This window comes from Microcella indica (genome assembly GCF_013414345.1).
Lineage (GTDB): Bacteria > Actinomycetota > Actinomycetes > Actinomycetales > Microbacteriaceae > Microcella > Microcella indica.
Map to the genome: position 1 here is coordinate 296,469 of NZ_CP058670.1, position 23,456 is coordinate 319,924.

Genomic DNA, 23,456 nt, shown 5'->3' on the forward strand with positions numbered 1-23,456 from the left:
ATCAGTGGTTCCTTTCGATGGTGTGGTGAGGGAGGGAATCGGCAGAAGGAGTCAGGAGGGGAGGAGCGGCGTGCACCCACGCCGTGATCTCGTCGTAGAGATCGGCGAGGCTGTGACCGCGCATCGTGGTGGCAGCGGCGGAATGCGCGGCGGTGACGCCGACGAGAGCGGTGTCCGCTCCGAGCGCGGTCGCCGGGTCGAGGTCGAACTCGGCGATGTCGCCGATGGCGAGCACCGCACCCTGCTCGAGCGCCTCGCGCAGCACGGGCACGAGGCCGTGGGGCTTGCCGACCGCGAAGTGCAGATCGTCGAAGACCTCGGCCACGCCCCACGCCTCGAGGACGTCGAGGATGCGGCCGGCCGGTGCGTTGGTCGCGAGGACGAGGCGCGCGCGTGCGCTGAGACCGTGCAGGAACTCGCGCAGGCCCTGCGGCGGGTCGACGAGGGCGTCGTCGGATCCGAGCAGCTCGCGCGAGGCGGCGTACGCGGCGTCGAGGCGCTCGCGTGCGATGCCCTCGGCGGCGGCGACCCGGCTGACGGCGTCGTAGCCGTCGCGGTACTCGGCCTCGCCCGCCTCGAAGGCGGCGAGCGCGGCCTCGGCGCGACCGAGGAACGTCGCATCACCGGCGTGCGCGGCGATCGCACGAGCGAACGCCGAGATCGGCCCGTTGCCGAGCGCGAGTGTGCCGTCGAAATCCAGCACGATCGTGGGCCTCACCGCTCTCCTCTCCGCCCGCGGGCAGGTTCGTCGCCCTGACGTGGACGATGCGTCTATGGTGGCCAAATTTGGTGGACGAAGCGGCCATGAGTGGTGAACACTGCGTGAACTCATCCGGGGCGACGGCCGTCTACGCTGGGACGTCGTGATCCACACGCTCGACGATGCCGCGGCGCGAGCGCTCACCGACCCCAGCGGCGTCCTGCGCGAGCACTCCTGGCTCGGCGCCGCGATCGACGATGACGTCGGCGCGGGCAGGCTCGAGAAGTGGGGCCGGTCGACGGCGATGGACGAGAACACCGGGACGGCGACCGTGGACCCCGCGCTGTTCGCGGCACTCCACTCCCGCGCGCACGTCGAGGCGCGCTGGCCAGTCGGCCATGCCGGCCTCCTGCACGTGTACGGCTACCTGCTGTCGACGACGCCCACTCCGTACGGGCTGAAGCGCGAGAGGTGGCTGGACGGCGGGCTCGCGCGCGCCTACGGGCTCGCCGACGACGCTTTCGTGCCGTGGGCGCGATCGACCACTCTGCTGGAGCGCGTGAGCGACGCGGCGGAGGCGCTCGTCGCGCTCGGGGCGACGCGCGTCCAGACCGTCGACGGGGTCGAGTCGGTGCTCGCCCTCGGACGCGCGCGCGACGACGGGCCGTTCGCGCTCGCCTACGCCGTGGACGGGAGGCTCGTCACCACATTCCCGGTCGGCTCGGCCGAATCGGTGCTCGCCGAGTGGGATGCCGACGCCGCGCGGCTGCGGTGGAACGCCGCGGGAGAGGCGCATTCCGCCGCGCTTGGTCCGGAAGGTCAGAGGTGGCGGGCGACCGCGAGGTCGAGCCGGTAGGCGAGGGCCTCGACGTACTCGGGCTCGTGCGGCTGCACGAGCCAGCGCAGGGGAGTGCGCTCGGCGCGGTAGTGCTCGAGCGCAGCATCCTCGTGTCCGGAAGGCGGTCGGCCGTCGGCGCGCACGACGCGCCACCAGGGCACTGAGCCGCCCTCCATGGCCATGACGCGGCCGACGGCGCGGGCGCCGCGCGAGCCGAGCTCGGCGGCGACGTCGCCGTAGGTCATGACGCGGCCGGGCGGGATGTCGTCGACGACGGCGAGCACGGCGCCGGCGAAGTCGAGGGAGGTCACCGTGACACCGGGCGCGCGCTTCTCGTTCACGAGTGTGCCCGTCTGCGCGGCCTCGTCAGACGGTGAGCTCGCCGATCTTCTCGCCGTACTCCGTCTCGCCGACCTCGGTGAAGCCGATGCGACGGAAGAACTCTCCGGGCCCGTCGTCGCCCGACTCCCAGATGACGGTGAGGCGGTCGAAGCCGCGCTGGCGGGCCTCCTCCGCGAGGGCGTGCACGGCGAACTTGCCGATGCCGCGGCCCTGAGCCGTGGCATCCACGTTGACGCGCCAGACGCAGCTGCGAAACTCCGGCTTCGGGTTGTCGGCGTCGAAGTTGCCGCGGATGAAGCCGACGACCTCGTCGCCGTCGAGGACGACGCGCGCCCACGTGGTGCTCGGGTCGACGTAGGCGTCGGCGGCCGAGTAGGAGACCGGGGTGATGTACTGCTCCTGGCCCGGCAGCAGGGTGAGGCCGTTCGCGGCCACAATCGTCTTCGCCGACAGCTCTTCGACTCGCAAGTTCCCCATGCGCTCCACAGTAGCGCGTGGCCCCCGCACGAGGGTCAGACTTCGGTATCTCGATGTCGAGATATCTCGCTCAGCCGCTAGGCTGGCTTCTGCCACCGAAGAGAGGAACCCCCGTGCAGAAGATCAAGGTCGAGGGCACCGTCGTCGAACTCGACGGCGACGAGATGACCCGCATCATCTGGCAGTTCATCAAGGACCGCCTCATCCACCCCTACCTCGATGTGACGCTCGAGTACTACGACCTCGGCATCCAGCACCGCGACGAGACCGACGACCAGGTCACGGTCGATGCGGCGCACGCGATCCAGAAGCACGGCGTCGGCGTCAAGTGCGCCACGATCACGCCCGACGAGGCGCGCGTCGAAGAGTTCGGCCTCAAGAAGATGTGGCGCAGCCCCAACGGCACCATTCGCAACATCCTCGGCGGCGTCATCTTCCGCGAGCCGATCATCATCAGCAACATTCCGCGACTGGTGCCCGGCTGGAACAAGCCCATCATCATCGGCCGCCACGCGTTCGGCGACCAGTACCGCGCCACCGACTTCCTCTTCAAGGGCAAGGGCACGCTCACGGTCGAGTTCACGCCCGAGGACGGCTCCGAGCCTCAGAAGTTCGAGGTCTACCAGTCGCCCGGCGACGGCATCGCCCAGGTGCAGTACAACCTCGACGCCTCGATCATCGACTTCGCTCGCGCCTCGCTCAACTACGGGCTCTCGCGCCAGTACCCCGTGTACCTCTCGACGAAGAACACGATCCTCAAGGCTTACGACGGCCGCTTCAAGGACCTCTTCCAGGAGGTCTACGAGAACGAGTTCAAGGACAAGTTCGAGGCTGCCGGCATCACCTACGAGCACCGCCTCATCGACGACATGGTCGCCTCCGCCATGAAGTGGGAGGGCGGATACGTCTGGGCCTGCAAGAACTACGACGGCGACGTGCAGTCAGACACCGTCGCGCAGGGCTTCGGCTCGCTCGGCCTCATGACGAGCGTGCTCACGACCCCGGACGGCAAGATCGTCGAAGCCGAGGCCGCGCACGGCACCGTCACGCGCCACTACCGCCAGCACCAGCAGGGCAAGCCCACGTCGACGAACCCCATCGCATCGATCTTCGCGTGGACCCGTGGCCTCATGCACCGAGGCAAGCTCGACGGCAACCAGGAGCTCATCACCTTCGCCGAGACCCTCGAGGACGTCGTCATCACGACCGTCGAGAGCGGCAAGATGACGAAGGACCTCGCGCTGCTCGTGAGCGACGACCAGGCCTACCTCACGACGGAGGACTTCCTCGCAGCCCTCGACGAGAACCTCGCCTCGCGACTCGCGTAGACACCGTCGCTGCCGCGTGAGGCAGAACCGCTGACCGGATGCCCGTGGCCGAGTGCCACGGGTATCCGTCGTCTCGGCGCACCTCCCCGCGGCACCCGCGGAGCCCCGACCCCCCGGAATGGGGCGCCCTCCGCCCCCGGATGGGGGGAGGTGAACCTCTTTCGCCCCCGCTCGCCGTCCCTCAGGATGGTGAAGCGGCGTCACGCCCGAGCGCCGCAACCCGACCGAGCCCCCGCTCGGCGCTGGGGGGAATCGGGCCCTGGGGGGATTCACCGTGTCGATCTCGCACGTTGCACACCGCGCACTGGCAGCACTGCTGACGACCGCCGTCATCACGGCGGCCGCGATCTCGATGCCGACGGCACCCGCAACGGCGGCGCCCTCCGCCGTCACGCAGACCTTCAGCTACACGGGCGCCGTTCAGACCTTCACGGTGCCGGCCGGGGTCACGCAGCTCTCCACTGTCATCACTGGCGCCGAGGGCGGCCGCGGCGGCCGCGACTCGCAGGGCGAGCCCATCCCGGGCGGCTACAAGGGTCAGGTGACCGGCACGATCGCCGTCACTCCCGGCCAGGTGCTCACGATCGCTGTCGGCGGCGGCGGTGCGACGGGCAACAGCAGCACGTCGAGTCAGACGCGCGCGGCGGCGGGCCAGAGCCCGCTCACCGGATACGCCGGTGGTCGCGGCGGTATGCCTGGCGGACAGGGAAGCTCGGGCGGCGGTGGCGGCGGTGGCGCGGCCACCGTGCTGCTCACGGGCACCGAGACGATCGTGGCGGGCGGCGCAGGGGGTGGCGGCGGCAGCGGCCAGTACTACTCGCTCGTCGGCCGACAGGCCGAGGCCTCGCACGCACCGCGCACCGACATGACCACGGGCATCGGCCAGGACGGCCTCAACGTGCAAGACATCTGCACGACCCGCTGCGACGGCGGCGGCTCCGGCGCGGGCGGCGGTGGCGCCGCGGGCGGCTCCTCCGGCTCGATCGAGTTCGGCATCGGCGCCGACACCGAGTGGCTCGGCTACGGCGGCTTTCCTGGCGCGAACTCGACCGCGGGCCTCGCGAGCCTCAGTGCCACGTACGTCTACTTCTCGGGCAACAACGGGCACGGCTCCGTCTCGCTCACCTACTCGACCGGTTCGGCCGACGCGCCGACGAGCGTCATCGGCGCCACGGGCGACGAGCAGATCGCCCTCAGCTGGACGGCGCCCGCCAACGAGGGCGGCGCGAGCATCACCGACTACGTCATCGCCTACGCCGAGGACTCGGCGACGCCCGACTGGCAGATCGTCGAGGAGGGCGAGTCGACCGCAACCACCGCCACTGTCACGGGCCTGACCAACGGCACGGCGTACATCTTCCGGGTCGCGGCCGTCAACTCGTTCGGCACGAGCGCGCCCTCGGCCGCCTCCGACCCGGTCTATGCGAGCGGCGTGCCCGGTGCGCCGTCCATCACCTCCGTCATCTCGCGGGATGCTGCGCTCACGGTCGCGTTCGACGCGGCTTCCTCGCCCATCGCGATCGAGCGCTACGAGTATCAGCTCGACGGCGGCCCCTGGGTCGCGACCGCCGAGGCCGAGTCGCCTCTTCTCATCAGCGGCCTCAGCAACGGCTCCACCTACGACGTGCGCGTGCGCGGGGTCAACGCGATCGGCGCTGGAGCCGCCTCCGACCCTGTTTCGGGCATGGCCATCTCGACGCCAGGAGCCCCGACGATCGACGCGGTCAGCCCCATGATCGGTGGTGCGAGCATCGAGTTCACTCCAGGCTTCGGCGGCGGTGGCACCATCACGGGCTACGAGTACCGCGTGGACGGCGGCAGCTGGGTCGATGCCGGCACCACGAGCCCCGTCACGATCGTCGGCCTCGACGACGGCGCGAGCGCGGTAGTCGAGCTGCGCGCCCTCAACTCCGCGGGAGCAGGCACGCCGTCGGCGCCCGTCACCGTCACGACGCCGTCGACTCCCGACGCGCCCGTCATCGACGGCATCACGGCGGCCGACACCTCCCTGCAGGTCGCCTTCCCCGCCGTCTTCGACGGGGGGTCCGTCGTCACCGCCTACGAGTACCAGCTCGAGGCGGGCGGCGCATGGACGCCCCTCGGCACGACCGCGAGCCCCGCGACCATCACGGGCCTCGTCAACGGAACGAGCTACGACGTGCGACTGCGTGCCGTCAATGCTGTCGGCGCGAGCACTCCCTCGACCGCTGTCGTCGGCACACCCGCCACGACGCCGGGAGCACCCTCGATCGTCGGCGACACCGTCGCGGGCTCCGACGCGACCCTGAGCGCGCAGTTCACCGCCCCCGACTCCGACGGCGGGTCGGCGATCACGACCTACGAGTACTCGACCGACGGCGGCGCCACCTGGCGAGCGCGCGACGCGGGTACGACCGAGAGCCCGCTCGTCATCACGACCCTCTCGAGCGACGGCACGACCCCGCTCACGAACGGCACGACCTACTACGTCGAGGTGCGCGCCGTGAACGCGCAGGGCCCCGGCACCGCCTCCGGCGTCGCCGAGGGCATCGCCCGCACGACTCCGAGCGCCCCGACGATCGCGAGCATCACGCCCGGCTCGACGGAGCTGCGCGTGCGGTTCGACGCGGCCTCCAACGGCGGCTCGCCCATCACCGCGTACGAGTACCGCGTCGATGACGGCGCATGGGTCTCGACCGGAGGTCTGGGCACCGCGTTCTCGATCGCGGGGCTGACCAACGGCACCGAGTACCTCGTCACCGTGCGTGCCGTCAACGCCGTCGGCGACGGACCCTCGTCCGAGCCCGTCGCGGCGACCCCCGTGGCGGTGCCCGGCCAGCCGACGATCGTCTCGTACCTGCCGACCGACCGCACCCTCACCCTCACGGTGGATCTCGCCGACGACGGCGGCACCGAGGTCACAGGCTGGGAGTACTCGACCGACGCGGGCACGACCTGGGCCGCAGCGGGAGCCGACTCGAGCCCCTTCTCGATCACCTCTCTCTCCTCCGACGTGGATGCGCGACTCGTCAACGGCGAGAACTACACGGTCATCGTGCGCGCGGCGAGCGCTGCGGGCGTCGGTGCGGCGTCGGCCCCGCGCATCCTGACTCCGCGTGCGGTGCCGGCCCAGCCGGTCACGTCGCTCACGGCGCTCGACGGCGCCGTCTCGGTGGCCTTCTCGGTCGCCGACGACGGCGGCTCGCCGGTTCTCGACCTGCAGTACAGCCTGAACGGTGCGCCGTTCGTCTCGACCGGCACGCTCTCCTCGCCGTTCGTGCTCACGGGGCTCACCAACGGGCAGCCGGCCACGATCGAGCTGCGGGCCGTCAACGTCTCCGGCCCGAGTGCGGTCTCGGATGCCCGTTCCGCGACCCCGCGCACGGTTCCGGGCGCCCCGACCGGCGTGGCCGTCGTCTCCGGCAACGCTCTCGCCGCGGTGTCGTGGTCGGTGCCCGCCTCCACGGGCGGCGCCAGCATCACGCAGTACACCGCGAGCACATTCGCCACGGCGAGCTCGACGACCGCGCTCGCGAGCTGCTCGAGCGCGAGCACCGCCTGCGAGATCACGGGACTGAGCAACGACACGACGTACTTCGTCTCGGTCGTCGCGCAGAACGCCGCGGGCACGGGGCCTGCGTCGGCGCCGCGCGTGTCGGTGCTGCCGCTCGCGAAGCCCTCGGCCCCGACGCTCGGCACGGTGACTCCCGCCAACACCTTCCTCTCGGCAGCCTTCACGCCGGGCGCTGCAGGCTCGCGTTCCATCACGGGCTACGAGTACCAGCTCAACGGGGGCGAGTGGCGCCCCGCGGCCAGCACGTCGAGCCCCATCGTGATCTCCGGCCTCGCCAACGGCACGGAGTACACGGTCGCGTTGCGCGCGGTGAGCGCCGCCGGTGCCGGGGAGGCGTCGAACACGCGCACCGCCACGCCCTTCGCCCTGCCCAGCACGCCCGATTCGGCGACGATCGTGGCGGAGCCCGCGAGCGGCTCCGCGATCGTGAGCTGGGAGGCGCCGAACGCCAACGGCTCGACGATCACGAAGTACACGGTCGTCGCCTGGTCGGCGGCCTCGCAGGGCAGCCAGCTGCGAACGTGCACGACGACGGGCGCGACGAGCTGCACGATCACGGGCCTGACCAACGGCACGACGTACTACATCACGATCGACGCGACCAACGCGGCAGGCACGAGCACGCGCTCCACGCCGCGCGTGCCCGTCGTCTACACGGGCAAGCCCGGCTCGGTGAGCGGTGTGACCGCCGTCGCCGGTGACGCGCAGGCCTCCCTCACCTGGACCGCGGGAGCGGCGGGCGCGAGCGCCGTCAGCGACTACACGGTCTGGTACCGCGCCGTCGGCGACAGCGACTACACGCGCTTCATCGAACCAGTCTCGACCGACCGGTCGGCCACCGTCACCGGGCTCACGAACGGCACCGAGTACACGTTCATCGTCTACGCCGTCAACGCGCAGGGCACGAGCCTCGCGAGCGCCCCGTCCGCCGCCGTGAGCCCCACGGGCATCGGCGTCGCGCCGACCTTCGCAGCGCCGGTGCGCACGCCGGACGGTTTCACGGTCGCGATCAGCAACTACTCGGAGGTCACGACGTACGGAGCGAGCGCGACGAACGGCGCGAGCGCACGTGTGAGCGGCTCCACCGTCACCGTGAGCGGCCTCGCGGCGAACGCCGAGTCGACGGTCACCGTTGAGGCGGTGCGCCACGGCTACACGACCGCGTCGGCGAGCACGAGCGGCACGTCGCTCGAGGCGGGTGTCGCGCCCGTGCTCGGCGAGCCGGTCTCGATCGACGGCGGTTTCACCGTGCAGCTCGAGAACCTCGACGCGCTCGCCGTGTACGAGTTCTCCCTGCCGGGTGAGGCGACCGCGACCCTCGACGGCACGACCGTGACGGTCGCAGGCCTCGCCCCGGGGGAGAGCGCCGAGCTCACGGTCACGGCCCAGCGCGCCGGTCGCGCCGACGCGCCCACGACGGTGACCGGCGAGGCCTTGCCCGCCGCACCGAGCCCGCAGCTCGGAGACGTGACGCGCACCTCCGACGGCTTCACTGTGCCGCTCGTCGACGCCGTCGACGGCGTCGACTACTCCGTCTCCTCGACGGAGGGCGTCGCGGCTCTCAGCGACGGCGTGATCGTCGTCACGGGTCTCGACCCCGAGCAGGAGGCAACCCTCACGGTGACCGCTTCCCTCGCGGCTCACGTGGATGCGTCGACCTCGGTGACGAGCGCGGCACTGGGCACCGGCATCGCGCCCGCCCTGTCACTCGGCGACCGCACGCCGGACGGCTTCAGCGCGACGATCGACAACCCGCAGGACGGCGTGGACTACCTCGTCTCCACGACGGCGGGCTCCATCGTCCGCAGCGGTACGACCATCACGGTCACGGGACTCGCCCCGGCGCAGAGTGCGACGGTCACGGTCGTCGCGGTTGCTACCGGTCGCACCGACGCCCCCTCGAGCGTCACCTCGTCGGCGCTCGGTCAGGGCGCGATCGACCCGGCGGCCCCTGAGCCCACCCTCGACGGCTTCCGCGCTGAGATTCAGGACTTCGATGCCGAGGCGACCTACGAGGTCACGACCTCCGCGGGAGCGGTGGCGCTCGAAGGCGAGACGATCGTCGTCACGGGCCTCGCCCCCGGCGAGTCGGCGACCGTCACGATCGCCTTCACGAAGGAGGGTGAGACGGATGCCACGGCCGAGGTGACCGGAGCGGCCCTCGCCATCGGCACGGCCCCGACGTTCTCGTCCTCCACGAGCTCGGCGAGAGGCTTCACCTTCACGATCACGAACTACTCGGCCGAGATCAGCTACACGCTCGCCGCGACCAACGCCGGCAGCGTCACGCGCAGCGGCGCAACGGTCACGGTTGCCGGTCTTGCCCCGGGTGCGACGTCCGCGGTGACGGTCACGGCGAGCCGTGTCGGCTACCGGGATGCGTCCGCGGTGACCTCGGGCGTGGCCCTGCCCCCGGCACCGACCCCGCCCCCCGCCCCGGCGCCCGAGCCCGAGCCGACCGAGCCGTCGACCCCGACGCCGCCGCAGACCACGCCGCAGAACCCCGGCACATCGACGGCGATCGTCGATGGCGAGACTCAGCAGTCGACGATCGTGGTCGACGGCGAGCGCTTCACGGTCTCGACCCAGGGTGCAACCCTCGTCGTCGAGCCGATGTCGGGCGGCGCCTCAACCGGCTCGAGCGGCGGTACCACTCCCGTCGTGTTCGTGGGCGGCGACGTGAGCATCGACGTCGGCGGGTTCGCGGCTGACAGCTCGATCGAGATCTGGGCGTACTCGACGCCCACTTATCTGACGAGCATGACCGTCGGCTCGGATCTCGCGGCTGGCACGGTCGTGACGCTGCCGTCGAGCATCCGACCAGGCGAGCACACGATCGTCGTGACGGGCACGGGCGCGGATGGCGAGCCGATCGAGCTCTCCCTCGGCATCCTCGTGGTCGAGGAGATCGAGGAGCCTGCGGCAGAGCCCGCGGTCGTCGCGGATGACGCGACCGAGGCGACGACGGAGACCGATGGCGGAGCCTCGACCGGTATCGTCATCGCCTTCGCGATCCTGGCACTGCTGCTCGCGACGGGTCTGCTCTTCTTCCTGCTGGCGCGTCGTCGCCAGCGAGGCAGTACCGACGACAGCGCAGCCGCGCGGGCCTGACGCCACCGGGAGGGTCGGTGAGGCAAGCCTCGGCTTGCTGGCGCCGCGCCCTCCCGGGGCGTAGACCTGTCATCATGCGGAGACTTGTCGCGGCGGCACGGCGCTACCCCCTCGTCGGGCTCGCGGTGCTCGTCGGCGCCGTGGGGCTCGCGCTCCTCGCCGCCGACCTCGAGCCGATCGCCCGCTGGGGAGTGTCGATCTTCGCTCTCGGGGTCGCCCTCAAAGAGGGCGTCGGCATGGTGCGCAGCCTGCTCTCCGGACAGTTCGGGCTCGATGTGCTCGCGATCATGGCCATCGTGAGCACCGTCGTCGTGGGCGAGTACTGGGCGAGCCTCGTGATCGTGATCATGCTCGCCGGCGGCGAGGCGCTCGAGGATGTCGCGGCGGGCCGTGCGCAGCGCGAGCTGCGATCGTTGCTGGGTAAGGTGCCGCAGCAGGCTCACCGCCTCTCCGCCGAGGGCGACGTCGAGGATGTCGCGGTCGACGACGTCTCACCGGGCGATCGTCTACTCGTGCGCCCCTCCGAGGTCGTTCCCGTCGATGGCGAGCTCGCGAGTGCCGCCGCGACCTTCGACGAGTCCTCTCTCACGGGGGAGAGCATGCCCGTCGAGCGGCAGCGCGGCGACGCCGTGCTCAGCGGCTCGCTCGCCGGGGCCGACGCGGTCGAGATCGTGGCAACGGCACGCGCCGCCGACAGCCAGTACCAGCGCATCGTCGCGCTCGTGGAGGAGGCCTCCCAGTCGCGCGCCCCCATCGTGCGCCTCGCTGACCGCTACGCGCTGCCCTTCACGATCGTGTCGCTCGTCATCGCGGGCGTCGCCTGGGCGCTCAGCGGCGACCCCGTGCGCTTCGCCGAAGTGCTCGTCGTCGCGACGCCGTGCCCGCTGCTCATCGCCGCGCCCGTCGCGTTCATGGGCGGCATGTCGAGTGCTGCCAAGCACGGCATCGTCGTCAAGAATGCTGCCGCGCTCGAGCGGCTCGCGCGCACACGCACGGTCGCCTTCGACAAGACGGGCACTCTCACGCAGGGGCATCCGCAGGTCGTCGCTGTGCACCCGGCCGGTGGTATCGATGAGGATGACCTACTACGGCTCGTCGGCTCGGCCGAGCGGTACTCCTCCCATGTGCTCGCCGCAGCTCTCGTCGAGGCCGCGACCGACCGCGGCCTGGCCCTCGGCAGCTCGGAGGATGCGCGCGAGGTCGCCACGCACGGCGTCACCGCGACCGTCGACGGCCTCGCTGTCGTCGTGGGCAAGCCGGCCTTCGTGGCCGAGCACGCCGTCGGCGTGGAGCGGCGAGAGCTGCCGAGCGGCGAGTCCGCCGTCTACGTGGCGGTCGATGGAGAGTTCGCGGGCACGGTCGTGCTGCGCGACGAAGTGCGGGCGGATGCCGCGGCGACGCTGCGCGTGCTGGGCGAGCTGGGCATCCGGCGCACCCTCATGGTGACGGGCGACGTCGAAGCGACCGCGCGCCCCATCGCCGCCGGTCTCGGCATCGACGAGCTGCACGCGGAGTGCCTCCCGGAGGACAAGGTGCGCATCGTGCGCGAGCTCCAGCCGCGTCCGGTCGTCATGGTGGGCGACGGCGTCAACGACGCGCCTGTTCTCGCGGTCTCGGATGTCGGCATCGCGATGGGTGCGCGCGGCTCGACGGCCGCCTCCGAGTCGGCCGACGTCGTCATCATGCTCGACGACGTCGCCCGCGTCGCCCGCGCCGTGAGCATCGGGCAGCGCACTGTGCGCGTCGCCTTGCAAAGCATCTGGATGGGCATCATCATCTCGGTCGGGCTCATGCTCGTCGCCGCGTTCGGGTTCCTGCCCGCGATCGCCGGCGCGGCCCTACAGGAGGTCGTCGACCTCGTGGCGATCCTCGGCGCCCTGCGCGCCGTGCGCGCGGGGGAGGCGCGGCTGCCGGGGCTCGATCGGGCCGGAGGCATGAGAACGGGCCCCGCATCCGAGGATGCGAGGCCCGTCGAGGCACCCTCCCGCGGGAGCGCGCCCGGAGGCGTCACCCGCTAGGCGGAGACCTTCTTGCGGTCGCCGGCCATCGCAATCTCGATTTTGCGCGGCTTCGCCTTCTCGGCCACGGGGATCATGACGCTCAGCACGCCGTTCTCGTAGTGGGCCGAGATGTTCTCGGTGTCGATGTCTTTGCCGAGGGTGAGCTGGCGCAGGTAGCTGCCGGTGCCGCGCTCGCGGGCGAGCCACTGGACGCCCTCTTCGGTGCGGGCCGAGCGCTCAGCGCGGATCGTGAGCAGCTGGCCATCCACGTCCACATCGACCGTGCCGGGGTCGACACCAGGGAGGTCGGCGGTGAGCACGTAGTGGTCGCCGTCGCGGAACAGGTCCATGGGCATGAGGCGCGGGCTCTGGCGCTGGTCGAGCATGCTCGAGGCAACGCGGTCGAGCTCGCGGAACGGGTCGAAGAACATCGTCATCGCGGTACTCCTTGTCACGTCGCCCGCCGGGTGGCGGGTGGTCGATGTAAACCTGAGTCGGGGTGACTCAAGTAAGGAGATATTAGCACTCGAGTAGGGAGAGTGCCAAGTGTTCGCGCACGGCGAAAGTCCTGGTGAGAGCGGCTTCTCACCCGTGAATCGAGGTTCTCAGTACCCGACGAAGTAGTCGGTCTGCATGCGCTTCGCACCCGCCGCACGAAGGGCCGCGCGCCCCGCGGAGACCACTGCAGGGGCACCCGAGACGTACCCGCGCCGAGAAGCGAGGTCGGGCACGAGCTCGAGCAGGGCATCCCGCGTCAGGCTCTCGAGCGGCACCTCGACGACGCGCGCTCCCGCCGCCTCGAGAACGTCGCGGTAGAGCAGCTCGCCGGGGTTCGACGGCACGACCAGCACGACGACGTCGCGCCGCTCGCCGCGGGCCGTGAGCTCGGCGAGCTGACTGGCGAACGGCGTCACGCCGATGCCGCCCGCGAGCAGGACCAGCGGGATGCTCCGGTCGCGGGGCAGCAGGAAGTCGCCGGCGATGAGCGTGGTCGCCACGCGGGCCCCCGGCTTGAGCTCGCGCAGGGTTCGCTTGAGCGTGGAGCCCGGGTCGGGCATCCGCATGCCGAGGCGCACGATCGGATCGCTCGGGGCCGACGCGATCGTGAAGCTGCGGCGCATTCCCCTCTGGTCGGCTCCGTGCGGCACGTGCAGCTCAAGGTACTGGCCCGCCTCGAAGCGCAGCGGCCGCGAGGGCTCGAAGCGCAGCTCGGTCGCGTGCGGCGAGAGGGGCGCCGCGCCGATGAGGCGCAGCGAGACACCGGGGCGGCGCGAGACAGCGAAGGCGACGATGTTGCCCACGACGAGGGCCAGCTCGGGGGAGGTGTAGAGCGGGCCGAGGCTGAAGGGCACCGAGAACACCACGGCGACGACCGCCGCGGTGAGCCACTGCTGCCAGCGTCGCGGCGGCAGGGTGAGCGGCTCGGTGAGCATGAACCCGGCGAGGAAGACGATGGGGAACAGCAGCAGCACCGAGCTGTAGGCGTCGAGCGGCGCCGCGCCCGTGAGGGTGATGCGCGTACCGATGATCGCGACCGTGAGCACGATCGCGACGAGCCCGACGTCGAGGCGCCGCGTGCGGTCGAGCAGCAGGAGGGCGCCGAGGGCGACGACGGGCAGCATGGCGGGAGTCGCGATCCACCACGCGCCGATCGTGAGCCCGGCGAGGCTCGCGACGAGCACGCCCGTCGCGGCAGGGTTGAGCAGATGCCGCCCGCGCCACACGATGAGGTACTTCGACAGCGCCGCGATGATGCCGGCGGCGGCGGCGCCCACGAGCGCCATCGTGGCGAGGCTCGGCGGCACGAGGCACACGATGATGAGCGCTGTGATGACGCTCGACTCCCGGTGCGGCACGACGCGCGCGAGTCGTGCCGCGACCTCGTTTGCGCCGAGAGTGGCGACGAGCACGACCCCTGCGGTGCCGAGGATCGCGTACGGGTCGGGCCCGATGATGTCGAGGAACGCGAGGACGACACCGAGAGCGAGCACCACGACGAGGCTCGCGGTCGCCAGTCGGTACATGCTCACGCGGCCGGTGACGGCGTCGATCGTCGCTCTCATGCGAACAGCTCTCCTGACAGGTCGGGGCTGCCCTCGAGGCGGCCATCGTCGAACAATCGAACCCACTGGAACGGGAAACGCTCGGCCAGGCGCGCCGGTTCGGTGAGAAAGAGCGCCGTCGCGAGCCCATCGGCGAGCAGCGCCGTCTCGGCGATCGCCCACGCCGCGATGACTCCGCCGACCGGTCGGCCCGTCGTCGCGTCGACGATGTGGTGCAGGCCGTCGCCCCACGCGCGCCGGTTCGACGCCGACCCGCAGAGGGCCGCGCCGCGCACCTCGACGACGCCGACCGCCTTCGCGGGGTTGGCCGGGTTCTCGAGAGCGACACGGATGCTGCGCTCGCCCCAGCAGCGCAGGTCTCCGCTCGCATCCACGACGGTCTCGATCGCGCCACGGGCCTGCAGCAGGTCGCCGACGAGGTCGACGAGGTAGCCCTTGCCGGCCGCGCCCACGTCGAGCAGCACGGGGGCGGGGCAGTCGAGCACGAGCCCGGCCGCGGTCTCGCGCAGGCTCAGGGCGTCGCCCCAGCGCGGCGCAGCGCGCGGGGCGCCGCGCGGCTCGAGCCGGTAGGTCGCGTCGTAGCCGAGCTGCTCGAGCGAGGCGCCCGCGAGCGGGCTGAGCCTGCCGTCGGTGAGGTCGTGCAGCTCGCGGTAGAGGTCGAGCATCGGCACAGCATCCTCGGGCAGGGTCCAGGAGCCGGCCCCGCGCGCGATGCGGCTCACGAGCGAGTCGGTGCGGAAGCGCGACCAGTCGCGGTCGAAGCGCTCGATGCGCGCGTGCACGGCGGCGAGGTCGTCGTCGCTGAGTTCGCCGTCGGCCTCAACGCCGTGTTCACCGTCGTGCTCGCCGCCGTGCGCACCGCTGACGTCGAGGCGCCATGGCACCCCGATCGCGTCGAAGCGGCTCGACGCCACGTCTCAGCCCTCGAGCGCGTCGGCCTTGATGCTCGCGATGGCCTCGCGGAACCCGCCGCTCGTGAGCGAGGAGCCGGAGACGCGCGTGACGTCGAGCAGGTCGATGTCGACGCCGACCGCCTCGGCGGCGATGCCCTCGGCGAAGGCCGACTGGTAGAACTCGGTCGTCGGGTTGTTGGGGTTGGTCGTCACCTCGACCTCGGTCACCACGTCGTCCTCGAGCGTGACCGCGACGATGATGTTTTCGCTGCCGTTGGGTGAGGTGTAGGTGCCGTTGGCCTGGTAGCTGCCGTCGGCGTAGCTCGCCGAGGTGTCGCCAGGGGTCGTGCCGCCGGCCGTCGCGCCCGCATCAGCGCACCCGGCGAGGGTGCCGAGGAGGGTGAGGCCGGCTGCCGAGGCGTAGAGCGGCATGGCGGAGGGCCGAGTGCTGCGGGTCATGGGTCTCCTCGAGTCTGCGGTGAGGGGGCGCGTACTCGCGCTCGCGAGCTCAGAGTGCACTCGGCACACCATCAGCCTCGTGCCTCTGAGTGAGTATTCGCTGTGGTCGCGCCGAGCGATTGCCCCCGGCGCTCGCCGTGCTCTACCGCGCGACCTCGACCCCGTTCGCCCAGACGCGCTCGGTGCGCCAGTCGTCGTCGAGGACGACGAGGTCGGCGGCGAAGCCCGCCGCGAGCGAGCCCCACTCGTGGTCGCGGCCGAGCACGAACGCCGGCGTGCGGGTGAGCGCCTCGACCGCGCGCGCCTCGTCGATACCGGCGACGGTCACGGCCGTGCGCAGCGCGACATCCTGCGTGAGGGTCGAGCCGGCGATCGTCTGCGTGCCGTTGAGCACGGCGAGACCGTTCTGCACGGTGACGTTGAGCGAGCCGAGCTGGTAGTAGCCGTCCTGCCCTCCCGCGGCCGCCATCGCGTCGGTCACGAGCGCGACCCGGTGCGGAGCGGCGCGGAAGATCATCTGGGCGACCGAGGGGTGCACGTGCACCCCGTCGAGCACGAGTTCGAGGGTCACGCTGTCGTCGTCGAAGCCCGCGACGATCGGTCCAGGGTCGCGGTGGTGGATGCCCGGCATGGCGTTGAAGATGTGCGTCACGAGCGTCGCCCCCGCCTCGAAGGCGGCCCGCGCGAGGTACTCGTCGGCCTCGGTGTGCCCGACCGCGACGACGACGCCCGCCGCGACGAACTGCCGCACCGCGTCGAGCGCTCCGGGCAGCTCGGGGGCGATCGTGACCTGCCGGATGCAACCGTCACCCGCCTCGAGCAGGGTCGCCACGGTGGCCTCGTCCGGGTCGCGGAGGAACTCGGGGGAGTGCGCGCCCCGGCGGCCGATCGCGAGGAACGGGCCCTCGAGGTGCGCGCCGACGACGGTCGGGTCGCTCTCCGTGAGCGCCGCGACCACCCCGAGGCTCGCGACGACGTCGTCGAGGGGGTTGGCGACGAGCGAGATGACCGAGCGGGTCGTGCCGTGGGCGCGGTGCGTCGCGAGTGCCTGGCGAATCTCGTCCGGCCCGTTGTCGTACGCGGCACCGCCGCCGCCGTGCCCGTGGAGGTCGATGAACCCGGGCGTGATCGTGCGGCCGGCGACGTCGATCGTGGTCGCGGCGGGAGGCGGTGCATCCTGACCCGTCAGGCCGGTCGCCGCGATGCGATCGCCCTCGAGGAGGACCCAGCCGTGCCGGGACCCCTCGGCGTCGAGCAGCCGGCCGCCGGTGAGCAGTGTCGTGGTCATGCGAGCCCTTCGGGTGGGGAGCGAGCGACTACTGGAAGATGATGGTCCGCTGGCCGTCGAGGAGCACTCGGTCCTCCGCGAACCACGTGACCGCCTGGCTGAGGGTGCGGCTCTCCTCGTCCTGCCCGATCGCGACGAGCTCGGCCGGCGACCGCGAGTGGTCGACCCGCACGACGTTCTGCTCGATGATGGGGCCCTCGTCGAGGTCGCTCGTGACGAAGTGCGCCGTCGCACCGATGAGCTTCACACCCCGCTGATGGGCCTGCCGGTACGGGTTCGCACCCTTGAAGCCCGGCAGGAACGAGTGGTGGATGTTGATGATGCGGCCCTCGAGCGCGGCGCACAGCTCGGGGGAGAGGATCTGCATATAGCGGGCGAGCACGACGAGCTCGATGTCGTGCTCCTCGACCGCGCGCAGCACGCGCTCCTCGAACGCCGCCTTCTCGTCGGCGGTCGTGACCGGCCGCGACTCGAAGGGGACGTCGTAGAAGCTCGCGAGCTCGGCGAGGTCGGGGTGGTTGCCGAGCACGAGCGGAATCTCGACAGGCAGCTGCCCGCTGCGCTGGCGGAACAGCAGATCGTTGAGGCAGTGCGCCGCCTTCGAGACGAGCACGAGCGTGCGCAGGGGGCGACCGACGCGGTCGACGCGGCACTCCATGCCGTAGTTCTCGATCACCGGCTGCAGTGCCGCGAGCAGCCCCTCGTGGTCGGTCGCCGTCTCGGTCTGCAGGCGCAGGAAGAAGCGCCCGCTCTCGAGCCCCGAGAACTGCTGCAGCTCGGTGATGTTGCCCTGCGCTTCGACGATCGCTCCCGTCACGGCATGCACGATGCCGGGCCGGTCGTCGCAGACGATGGTCACGATCCAGTGGTTCAGGGGGCTTGTCACGCCCTTCAGCCTACGGTCGCCGCTGCCCGCAGGTGGTCATCCAACGCGGGTAGAGTGGCGCGCGGCTCGTCGTCAGGGCGCGCCCCGGGACAGTCGGCCCGTCGCGCCGACCGCGAAAGCTCTTGCCACTCACATGACTCACCCCACTCGTCCGTTCCCCTGGGTCGGGCTGCTCACCCTCTCCACCGCGATCTTCTTCATGGTCACGAGCGAGTTCCTGCCCACCGGCCTGCTGCCGCAGATCGCCGCCGACCTCGATGTCTCCGAAGCCCAGGTGGGGCTGCTCATCACGATCTTCGCGGGCACGGTCGTGCTCACGACGGCGCCGTTGGCCGCCCTGACCCGCCGCTTCGAGCGCAAGCACCTGCTGCTGGCCGTGCTCGTGCTCTTCGCGATCGCCAACGTGGGCGCGGCGATCGCCCCCGACTACGCGCTCCTCGTCGTCGCCCGGGTGCTCGGCGGTCTCGCGCACGGTCTGTTCTGGGCGATCGCGGGCGCCTACTCGGGCCACCTCGTTCCTCGTCATCAGATCGCGCGGGCCGTCGCGGTCACGAGCGGTGGCGGCACCGCGGCGTTCGTTCTCGGCGTGCCGGCCGGTACTGCGCTCGGCACGGCCCTCGGCTGGCGTGCCGCGTTCGGCGTCATCGCCGCGATCGTGCTCGTGCTGCTGGTGCTCGTCGTGCGGTTCCTGCCGGCTGTGCAGCACCGCCCGACGCTCGCCACGGGCGAGATCACCCTGCCCGCCCGCCGCGACCCCACGTTCCCCGCCGTGCTGTTCATCTGCTTGCTCGTGCTCATCGTCGTCGGCGGCCAGAACGTCTTCTACACCTACATCGCCCCGTTCCTCATCGACTCGGCGGGCTTCGCGGAGGCGAGCGTCGGCGCGCTCCTGTTCGTCTACGGGGGCGCGGGGGCGATCGGCTTGGTCCTCGCCGGATTCCTCGGGTCTCGATTCCCCCGCGGGGGGCTGTACGGGATGCTCGGCGTCGTCGCCGTGTCGGTGGCAGGTGTCGGCCTCTCGGCGGGAGTGCCGTTGCTCGTCATCGTGCTGCTCTTCGTGTGGGGCGCCGCCTTCGGCGGCATCCCGACCCTCCTGCAGACGCGCCTGCTGCACACGGCGTCGGCGCGCGTGCGCGACGTGGGCGCCGCGCTGCTCACAACCGCGTTCAACATCGGCATCGGCGGCGGCGCCGCGATCGGCGGTGCGCTCTTCGTCGTGCTGCCGACGCCGGCCCTCGCGCTCGTGCAGGCCGCGATCATCGGGTTCGGTCTCGCTCTGCTCGTCGTCGTCGACCTGGTGCGCGCCCGCCGCGCTCCCGTCGCCGTCGCCGATGACGACGTGGCGGACGAGTCGAGCGTGCCGCTCATCACCGGGTCGATCGTGCTGCCCGATCACTCTCAGCGCGGCGGGCGAGAGCCGCGGTAGACTCGACGCCGTCGCAACTGGCGTTCAGATGGGTCACCATCAGGAAGCGACTGACACGGCGAGGGGCCGTTCGCCTGGGCCCTCAGCACACCACCCGCCGGGGCAGCGTGCCCCGAGCCCGCGTACAAGGAGCCGACCGTGTCTGATTCCCTGCCTTCGACCTTCAACGAGCCCCTCGAGACGGTGGACCCCGAGATCGCCGCCGTGCTCGACCAGGAGCTGAGCCGCCAGCGCCACACGCTCGAGATGATCGCGAGCGAGAACTTCGTTCCGCGCGCCATCCTCGAAGCCCAGGGCTCCGTTCTCACGAACAAGTACGCCGAGGGGTACCCCGGCAAGCGCTACTACGGAGGCTGCGAGTTCGTCGACATCGCCGAGAACCTCGCCATCGAGCGCGCCAAGAGCCTGTTCGGCGCCGAGTTCGCCAACGTGCAGCCCCACTCGGGCGCCTCGGCCAGCGCGGCCGTGCTGCACGCTCTCGCGACGCCCGGCGACACGATCCTCGGCCTCGAGCTCGCCCACGGCGGCCACCTCACGCACGGCATGAAGCTCAACTTCTCCGGCAAGGTCTACAACGCCACCGCCTACGGCGTCGACCCCGAGACGATGCTCATCGACATGGATGCTGTGCGCGCGAAGGCGCTCGAGGTCAAGCCGACCGTCATCATCGCCGGCTGGTCGGCGTACTCGCGCCAGCTCGACTTCGCCGCCTTCCGTGCCATCGCCGACGAGGTCGGCGCCAAGCTGTGGGTCGACATGGCGCACTTCGCCGGTCTCGTCGCCGCGGGCCTGCATCCCTCGCCGCTGCCCCACGCCCACGTGGTGAGCTCGACCGTGCACAAGACACTCGCGGGCCCGCGCTCGGGCATCATCCTCAGCAACGACGAGTCGCTGTTCAAGAAGCTCAACTCCGCCGTCTTCCCCGGCCAGCAGGGCGGACCGCTCATGCACGTCATCGCGGCCAAGGCTGTGGCGTTCAAGCTCGCCGCGACTCCCGAGTTCGTGTCGCGGCAGGAGCGCACCATCCAGGGTGCGCGCATTCTCGCCGACCGCCTCACCCAGCCGGATGCCATCGACGCGGGCGTCAACGTGCTCACCGGGGGCACCGACGTGCACCTCGCGCTCGTCGACCTGCGCACCTCGCCGCTCGACGGCAAGCAGGCGGAGGACCTGCTGCACGAGGTCGGCATCACCGTCAACCGCAACGGCGTGCCCTTCGACCCGCGCCCGCCGATGGTCACCAGCGGCGTGCGCATCGGCACTCCGGCCCTCGCGACCCGCGGCTTCGCCGAGGAGCAGTTCGGCAAGGTCGCCGACATCATCGCGCACTCGCTCATGCCGAGCCCCGACATCGCTGCGCTGCGCGGCCGCGTCGAGGCGCTCACCGAGGCGTTCCCGCTCTACCCGGGGCTGTAGCCATGGCCGAGCACGAGCGCGACCGCGCCGACTCGTCGGCGCGCATCCTCGACGGAACCGCCACCGCGGCGACCATCAAGGCCGAGCTGACCGGGCGCGTCGCCGACCTCGCGACCCGCGGCATCGTGCCGGGGCTCGCGACCGTGCTCGTCGGCGACGACCCAGGCTCCCGCTGGTACGTCGGCGGCAAGCACAAGGACTGCGCCGAAGTCGGCATCGCATCGATCCGCCGCGATCTGCCGGTGGAGACGACGCAGGCCGAGCTCGAGGCCGTCATCGACGAGCTCAACGCCGACGACGCCGTCACGGGCTTCATCGTGCAGTTGCCGCTGCCGCCGCACATCGACACCGACGCGATTCTCGAGCGTGTGCATCCCGACAAGGACGCCGACGGGCTGCACCCCACCAACCTCGGGCGCCTCATGCTGCGCGTCACGCGCGAGATCGACTCGCCCCTGCCGTGCACGCCGCGCGGCGTCATCGAGCTCGTCGAGCGCCACGGGCTGTCGTGGGTGGGCAAGGACGTCGTCGTCGTCGGCCGCGGCGTGACCGTCGGCCGCTCGCTCGGCGCACTCCTGACGCGCCGCGAGTACAACGCGACCGTGACACTCACCCACACGGGCACGCGCGACCTCGCCGAGCACCTTCGTCGCGCCGACGTGATCGTGGCGGCCGCCGGCGTGCCCGGCATCGTGAGCGCCGCCGACGTGTCGCCCGGGGCGATCGTGCTCGACGTCGGCGTCTCCCGCGTCGAGGACCCCGAGTCGGGTCGCTCGCGCATCGCGGGCGACGTGGCGGCCGATGTGGCGAGCGTCGCCGGCTGGGTGTCGCCGAACCCCGGAGGCGTCGGCCCCATGACGCGCGCGCTCCTCCTCGCGAACGTCGTCGAGACCGCCGAGCGCGCCGCCGGCTGACCTGCCCCTCGCGGTCGGCTGGAGGGGTGGGGTATTCTCGACCCCATCATGAAGAGATGACGCAGTCCGTCCCGCGCCCGAGGCTTCGCCCGGCGGGAGACCTGCGAGCCGAAACGGCACCATCCTCATGTCAACCTCTGTTGCCCTGCGCGCGCTCGGCGTCGCGCGCTCCTTCGACGCCCGCCTCGTCCTCGACGGCGTCGACCTCGTCGCTCCTCCGGGCGCGCGGCTCGGCCTGATCGGCGAGAACGGCGCGGGCAAGTCGACCCTGCTGCGCATCCTCGCCGGGGTCGACGAGCCCGACGGCGGTCGCGTGGAGAGCCCCGCACGTGTCGGCTACCTCCCCCAAGAGGTGGTCCACGATCCGGCCCAGCCGATCGCGGCCCTCCTCGACGATGCCGTCGCCCCGCTCCGCGCGATCGAGCGCGCACTCGAGACGGCGGCCCGCGACCTCGGCACGCGGCCCGAGGCGGCGGACGAGTACGCGGCGGCGCTCGCCACTGCCGAGCGGGCCGAGCTGTGGAGCCTGGAGGCGCGCCGGGATGCTCTGCTCGACGGGCTCGGCGTGGCGGGCATCCCGCTCTCGACACCGCTCGGTGCCGTCTCGGGAGGTCAGCGCAGCCGCATCGCCCTCGCGGCCCTCCTCCTGGGCCGGCCGGACGCGCTCGTGCTCGACGAGCCGACCAACCACCTCGACGATGCCGCGGCGCAGACGCTGCGATTCGAGTTGCGCGCCTGGCGCGGGCCCGTCGTCTTCGCGAGCCACGACCGGGCGTTCCTCGACGATGTCGCGACCGCGCTCGTCGACCTGGACCCGAGCCGCCGCGCCGCGACGGGGGAGAACGGCGGCGGCATGGCCGTGCGGTACGGCGGCGGGTTCAGCGAGTACCTAGCCGAGCAGGCCCGGGAGCGCGAGCGGTGGGCCCAGCGGCATGCCGAGCAGCAGCGAGAGCTCGACGGGCTGCGCGACTCGCTCGTGACGACCGCGCGCGCCCTCGGCTCGGCGGATCGCCGGGTGCGCGACAACGACAAGTTCGTGCGCAAGTTCAAAGCCGCGCGCACGCAGGCCGGTACGAGTCGTCGCGTGCGGAGCGCCGAGCTGCGGCTCGCGCAGCTCGAATCGAGCCAGGTGCGGCGCCCACCCGAGCCGTTGAGCTTCGCGGGTATCCCGGCTGGAGCCACCGCCCCGAGCGACGCCGTGCTCGTGCAGCTGGAGGCGGCCGCCGTGCGCGAGCGGCTCCGTGCTACGAGCGTGCGGCTCGGAGCGCAGGATCGGCTGCTCGTCACGGGGGCCAACGGCGCGGGCAAGTCGACGCTGCTCGCCGTGCTCGCAGGCACGCTACCGCCCAACGCGGGGGAGCGCACCGTTCGGCGCGGCCTCCGCGTCGCGCTCCTCGAGCAGGACGTGCGTTTCCGTGACCCGGAGCGCTCTCCTCGGGAGGTCTACGAGCGGTCGGTCGGCGAGCGTCGGGCCGCGACCGTGCCGCTCATGGACCTCGGTCTGCTCGCGCCGCGCGACCTCGAGCGGCCGGTGGGTGCACTCTCGGTGGGTCAGCAGCGGCGACTGGCGCTCGCGCTCGTGGTGGCGCGACCACCGCACCTCTTTCTGCTCGATGAGCCGACCAACCATCTGTCGCTGCGTCTCGCGGCCGAGCTCGAGGACGCGCTCGGCACCTACCCGGGCGCGGTCGTCGTCGCGAGCCACGACCGCTGGCTGCGCACGCGGTGGGACGGCCCCACCCTCGCCCTCTGATCGTGTGGT

17 protein-coding genes and 1 riboswitch are annotated in these 23,456 nt (G+C 71.6%); of the genes, 8 read left to right on the forward strand and 9 right to left on the reverse strand.

The window, feature by feature from the left end; translation table 11 throughout:
* Window position 1: 1 nt before the first annotated feature.
* Entirely contained in the window at window positions 2-718 is a 717-nt protein-coding gene (locus tag HUJ41_RS01475; RefSeq protein WP_210416796.1) for an HAD family hydrolase, read from the reverse strand.
* Between the two features lie 145 nt (window positions 719-863).
* Between HUJ41_RS01475 and HUJ41_RS01480 the strand changes: the two genes are divergently transcribed.
* Window positions 864-1,556: an amino acid deaminase gene (locus HUJ41_RS01480; RefSeq protein ID WP_152582491.1), complete on the forward strand. Its 693-nt coding sequence runs from the start codon at window positions 864-866 to the stop codon at window positions 1,554-1,556.
* Here HUJ41_RS01480 and HUJ41_RS01485 read toward each other — a convergent pair.
* Window positions 1,520-1,879: an MGMT family protein gene (locus HUJ41_RS01485; protein ID WP_179873040.1), complete on the reverse strand. Its 360-nt coding sequence runs from the start codon at window positions 1,877-1,879 to the stop codon at window positions 1,520-1,522. The two genes, HUJ41_RS01480 and HUJ41_RS01485, sit on opposite strands and share 37 nt — an antisense overlap.
* A gap of 25 nt (window positions 1,880-1,904) precedes the next feature.
* Window positions 1,905-2,357 carry a GNAT family N-acetyltransferase gene (locus HUJ41_RS01490; protein WP_152582489.1) on the reverse strand — a complete coding sequence of 151 codons (453 nt, stop codon included), beginning with the start codon at window positions 2,355-2,357 and terminating at the stop codon, window positions 1,905-1,907.
* 113 nt (window positions 2,358-2,470) lie between these two features.
* Here HUJ41_RS01490 and HUJ41_RS01495 point away from each other — a divergent pair, with 113 nt between their 5' ends.
* The 3 genes from HUJ41_RS01495 to HUJ41_RS01505 all read left to right on the forward strand — a co-directional run bounded on the left by HUJ41_RS01495 (window position 2,471) and on the right by HUJ41_RS01505 (window position 12,367).
* Window positions 2,471-3,685: an NADP-dependent isocitrate dehydrogenase gene (locus HUJ41_RS01495; protein WP_179873041.1), complete on the forward strand. Its 1,215-nt coding sequence runs from the start codon at window positions 2,471-2,473 to the stop codon at window positions 3,683-3,685.
* Between the two features lie 274 nt (window positions 3,686-3,959).
* Window positions 3,960-10,349 (forward strand): beta strand repeat-containing protein, encoded by a 6,390-nt coding sequence (locus HUJ41_RS01500; RefSeq protein ID WP_179873042.1) that lies wholly within the window; start codon window positions 3,960-3,962, stop codon window positions 10,347-10,349.
* Between the two features lie 74 nt (window positions 10,350-10,423).
* A complete protein-coding gene (locus tag HUJ41_RS01505) occupies window positions 10,424-12,367 on the forward strand; it encodes a heavy metal translocating P-type ATPase (protein WP_179873043.1) in 1,944 nt (647 codons plus the stop codon).
* Here HUJ41_RS01505 and HUJ41_RS01510 read toward each other — a convergent pair.
* The 6 genes from HUJ41_RS01510 to purU all read right to left on the reverse strand — a co-directional run bounded on the left by HUJ41_RS01510 (window position 12,364) and on the right by purU (window position 17,938).
* Entirely contained in the window at window positions 12,364-12,786 is a 423-nt protein-coding gene (locus HUJ41_RS01510; protein ID WP_179873044.1) for an Hsp20/alpha crystallin family protein, read from the reverse strand. The genes HUJ41_RS01505 and HUJ41_RS01510 overlap by 4 nt on opposite strands.
* A gap of 168 nt (window positions 12,787-12,954) precedes the next feature.
* Window positions 12,955-14,412, reverse strand: a complete 1,458-nt coding sequence (locus HUJ41_RS01515) for an FAD-dependent oxidoreductase (RefSeq protein ID WP_179873045.1) — start codon at window positions 14,410-14,412, stop codon at window positions 12,955-12,957.
* Entirely contained in the window at window positions 14,409-15,326 is a 918-nt protein-coding gene (locus HUJ41_RS01520; RefSeq protein WP_179873046.1) for an FAD:protein FMN transferase, read from the reverse strand. Before HUJ41_RS01520 ends, HUJ41_RS01515 begins: the two co-directional genes overlap by 4 nt.
* A 3-nt stretch (window positions 15,327-15,329) precedes the next feature.
* Window positions 15,330-15,764, reverse strand: a complete 435-nt coding sequence (locus tag HUJ41_RS01525; RefSeq protein ID WP_179873047.1) for an FMN-binding protein — start codon at window positions 15,762-15,764, stop codon at window positions 15,330-15,332.
* Window positions 15,765-15,906: 142 nt separating this feature from the next.
* Window positions 15,907-17,052, reverse strand: coding sequence for an N-acetylglucosamine-6-phosphate deacetylase (gene nagA, locus HUJ41_RS01530; RefSeq protein WP_179873048.1), 1,146 nt, complete (start codon window positions 17,050-17,052; stop codon window positions 15,907-15,909).
* 28 nt (window positions 17,053-17,080) lie between these two features.
* Complete coding sequence (gene purU / locus HUJ41_RS01535) at window positions 17,081-17,938, reverse strand: formyltetrahydrofolate deformylase (RefSeq protein ID WP_179873049.1); 858 nt, start codon at window positions 17,936-17,938, stop codon at window positions 17,081-17,083.
* 133 nt (window positions 17,939-18,071) lie between these two features.
* Here purU and HUJ41_RS01540 point away from each other — a divergent pair, with 133 nt between their 5' ends.
* From HUJ41_RS01540 to HUJ41_RS01555, 4 genes are all read left to right on the forward strand, one after another.
* On the forward strand, window positions 18,072-19,364 hold the full coding sequence (locus tag HUJ41_RS01540) for an MFS transporter (protein WP_179873050.1): 1,293 nt from the start codon (window positions 18,072-18,074) through the stop codon (window positions 19,362-19,364).
* A gap of 3 nt (window positions 19,365-19,367) precedes the next feature.
* Window positions 19,368-19,451: riboswitch (ZMP/ZTP riboswitch) on the forward strand.
* A 51-nt stretch (window positions 19,452-19,502) separates the two neighbouring features.
* Entirely contained in the window at window positions 19,503-20,780 is a 1,278-nt protein-coding gene (glyA, locus tag HUJ41_RS01545) for a serine hydroxymethyltransferase (protein ID WP_179873051.1), read from the forward strand.
* 2 nt (window positions 20,781-20,782) lie between these two features.
* Window positions 20,783-21,694 (forward strand): bifunctional methylenetetrahydrofolate dehydrogenase/methenyltetrahydrofolate cyclohydrolase, encoded by a 912-nt coding sequence (locus tag HUJ41_RS01550; RefSeq protein ID WP_179873052.1) that lies wholly within the window; start codon window positions 20,783-20,785, stop codon window positions 21,692-21,694.
* Between the two features lie 127 nt (window positions 21,695-21,821).
* Window positions 21,822-23,447: an ABC-F family ATP-binding cassette domain-containing protein gene (locus HUJ41_RS01555; RefSeq protein WP_179873053.1), complete on the forward strand. Its 1,626-nt coding sequence runs from the start codon at window positions 21,822-21,824 to the stop codon at window positions 23,445-23,447.
* Window positions 23,448-23,456: the final 9 nt, after the last annotated feature.

Bases quoted from the DNA above. Each gene is read 5' to 3' on its own strand.
- HUJ41_RS01490 (WP_152582489.1), bottom strand. From the start codon at position 2,357: ATGGGGAACTTGCGAGTCGAAGAGCTGTCGGCGAAGACGATTGTGGCC.
- HUJ41_RS01505 (WP_179873043.1), top strand. From the start codon at position 10,424: ATGCGGAGACTTGTCGCGGCGGCACGGCGCTACCCCCTCGTCGGGCTC.
- HUJ41_RS01510 (WP_179873044.1), bottom strand. From the start codon at position 12,786: ATGACGATGTTCTTCGACCCGTTCCGCGAGCTCGACCGCGTTGCCTCG.
- HUJ41_RS01515 (WP_179873045.1), bottom strand. From the start codon at position 14,412: ATGAGAGCGACGATCGACGCCGTCACCGGCCGCGTGAGCATGTACCGA.
- HUJ41_RS01525 (WP_179873047.1), bottom strand. From the start codon at position 15,764: ATGACCCGCAGCACTCGGCCCTCCGCCATGCCGCTCTACGCCTCGGCA.
- nagA (WP_179873048.1), bottom strand. From the start codon at position 17,052: ATGACCACGACACTGCTCACCGGCGGCCGGCTGCTCGACGCCGAGGGG.
- HUJ41_RS01540 (WP_179873050.1), top strand. From the start codon at position 18,072: ATGACTCACCCCACTCGTCCGTTCCCCTGGGTCGGGCTGCTCACCCTC.
- HUJ41_RS01550 (WP_179873052.1), top strand. From the start codon at position 20,783: ATGGCCGAGCACGAGCGCGACCGCGCCGACTCGTCGGCGCGCATCCTC.
- HUJ41_RS01555 (WP_179873053.1), top strand. From the start codon at position 21,822: ATGTCAACCTCTGTTGCCCTGCGCGCGCTCGGCGTCGCGCGCTCCTTC.